This is a genomic window from Candidatus Schekmanbacteria bacterium (assembly GCA_003695725.1).
Classification (GTDB): Bacteria; Schekmanbacteria; GWA2-38-11; order GWA2-38-11; family J061; genus J061.
In genome coordinates this window covers 1-2532 of sequence record RFHX01000205.1, presented here as the reverse complement: position 1 = coordinate 2532, position 2532 = coordinate 1, and the positions used below count along the sequence as shown (strand labels likewise).

The 2532-nt window shown below is 31.5% G+C and carries 5 protein-coding genes; all 5 read left to right on the top strand.

All coding sequences use genetic code 11. The features are described 5' to 3' along the window. Nucleotides 1–110 (top strand): tryptophan-rich sensory protein (locus D6734_08185; protein ID RMF94285.1); only part of this gene is annotated, 110 nt, incomplete at its 5' end. 11 nt (nucleotides 111–121) lie between these two features. Next, nucleotides 122–550 (top strand): hypothetical protein, encoded by a 429-nt coding sequence (locus D6734_08180; GenBank protein RMF94284.1) that lies wholly within the window; start codon nucleotides 122–124, stop codon nucleotides 548–550. 173 nt (nucleotides 551–723) lie between these two features. Continuing rightward, nucleotides 724–1410 (top strand): class I SAM-dependent methyltransferase, encoded by a 687-nt coding sequence (locus D6734_08175; GenBank protein ID RMF94283.1) that lies wholly within the window; start codon nucleotides 724–726, stop codon nucleotides 1408–1410. A gap of 60 nt (nucleotides 1411–1470) precedes the next feature. After that, nucleotides 1471–2121, top strand: coding sequence for a hypothetical protein (locus tag D6734_08170; protein ID RMF94282.1), 651 nt, complete (start codon nucleotides 1471–1473; stop codon nucleotides 2119–2121). Nucleotides 2122–2344: 223 nt separating this feature from the next. After that, nucleotides 2345–2532, top strand: a 188-nt coding sequence (locus tag D6734_08165) for a nucleotidyltransferase (protein RMF94281.1), incomplete at its 3' end; no start/stop codon positions are given.

Below are 2532 nucleotides of genomic sequence, written 5' to 3'. Positions count from 1 at the left end.
TTATAATATTTTATAGAATAAAAAGAGAAGCAGGTCTTCTTTTAATACTGTATATATTGTGGGTCAGTTTTGCAACAATTCTTAACTTTTTTATTTTTATATTGAACTAGTAGGTGCCAAGATGAGATTATGGACAATTCACCCAAAATATTTAGACACTAAAGGTTTAGTATCCTTATGGAGAGAGGGGTTGCTGGCGAAAAAGGTTTTAGAAGGCAAAACTAAAGGATACAAAAACCATCCTCAACTAAACCGTTTTAAAAATCATAAAAAACCACTGGAAGCTATCAATGCGTATTTATTTGATGTATATAAAGAGGCTGAAAGAAGAGGATACAATTTTGATAAAAACAAGATAAAATTTTCTGAAATAAACGATAAAATTACTGTCACTTCAGGACAAGTTGAATTTGAGTTTAAACATTTATTAAACAAGCTTAAAAATAGAGACATTGAACAATATCAAAAGATAAAACATACTAAAAATATTGAGGTAAATTCTATATTCATCATAGTTCCTGGACCAATAGAAGAATGGGAAAGATTATAATACTGCCAACCAATTCAAAATTACTTCGTAATTTTGCCACGCCTTGCAGGCTCTCGCTTACGCTCGGGACGCCTAACAGCCGTTAAAAGAGAAATTCCTGCGAAATTTCTCCAAATTTTTGGCTTCGCCAAAAACTTCTTTTAACGGCATATGTTATATTTAATTAAAAAAACATGAAAAAATACATTTCAAAATTCTTGATAAAAAGAGGGTTCAAAAGATTAGTGAGTGAAATAGAGACACTAGAATTAAGAGACAGTGAAGAAACAATAAGATTCCTTTTTTCAAAAAAAGCCGAATTAATTACTCCTTGGCAGTTCAAAGAAGAATTGATTTTGTTAGCAGGTGAAATTGAAAAACTAATTCCAAAAACCATTGTTGAAATTGGAACAGCAAATGGAGGGACTTTGTTTATGTCTACTCGACTAGCAGCTGATAATGCTTTAATTATTTCAATAGATTTGCCAGGAGGAGAATTTGGGGGAGGATATCCTGATTGGAAAATACCTATTTACAAGTCGTTCGCAAAAGCGAATCAAACAATTGAATTAATCAGAGAAGATTCTCATTCTGAGCAAACTTTTGAAAAAGTAAAGTCTCTTTTAAATGGAAGGGAAATAGATTATTTGTTTATTGACGGTGATCACACTTATGACGGGGTAAAAAAAGACTTTGAAAAATATCGAACCCTTGTTAAGAAAAATGGAATAATTGCTCTTCATGACATCGTTGTGCATAAAGGTTCAAATTGTGATGTTCATAGATTTTGGAATGAGGTCAAACAGAATTATGAATATCAAGAATTTGTAAAAGATTGGAATCAAAATTGTTTTGGTATTGGTGTGATTAAAAACAACTAAATATAACAAAACCTAAACTGCATTAAAACGCAGTTTAGCCAAAACGTTAGCGGGCATTGTGTGAAACAGACCATTACCATATTAATTTTGACAATTTGTTCATTGACAATCAATGGACAGAGTTTCTCATTGACTATTGACTCGTTGACATTAAAGCATATCAAACTATTGCCTGCTGACCAACAACATTATTTTGACAGCATTCTGGAAAACAGGAAGAATGCTGAATGGTTGACGCGAATTGACACCTCAAATTTTGACTATGCCTTTATAGAAGAAACATTTTGTTATTCTGACACAACTTCAAAAATTACTGAAAGATATTTCATTAAGTCTGACAGTATTCCTAAAAGCATTTATGTAAACGGACTTTATAAAGAACCAAAAACAATTTATGACGGATTTTTAATTTGGTATTCAAAAAACGTAACATATTTTACCACACTACTTCCACTTATTGACAATTATTCAAAACTTAAAGCAACTCAAGAACTACCTTACGACAAAAGGCAAATATGGTCACACGGTTGTGTAGTTCAGGAGAATGGGGAGAAAAAATTTGAAGAAAGACGTACGGAACAACTCAAAACAACTTATCAAATCCAGACAATGGTTGATAGACTAAATAATAAGATTGTGGTATCAATTCAATTTGCACCAAAGCGACCAAAATTTGAAACGTATAACTACAACGGAGTATGGGATTGGTAGGACAAAAGAAGAACAACGACCCGCTAACAAAGGCTATACAAAATAGTTGTTGTTTGGTAGTTTAAAGAAAAGTTATTACTTTTATCAATCGTAGGGTTTACGGTGGAATTTTAACTGTGTGAAAATTCCACAACTTTGTATAGCCCTGCTCGTTGTGCGCAACCAATAGAATAATATGTAAAAAGAACATAGCAATTTGAAAAAAAGGATGTAAATTTGAAGTATGAATCTCCTTGATCGAAATATTGATAAGATAAAAAACATTTGTGATAAACATAAAGTATCAAGATTGTATGTTTTTGGTTCAATTTTAACAAATAAATTTACTAAAACAAGCGACATTGACTTTGTGGTCGACTTTAAGAATGTTAGCATTTATAATTACGCAGACAATTATTTTAACTTGAAAGC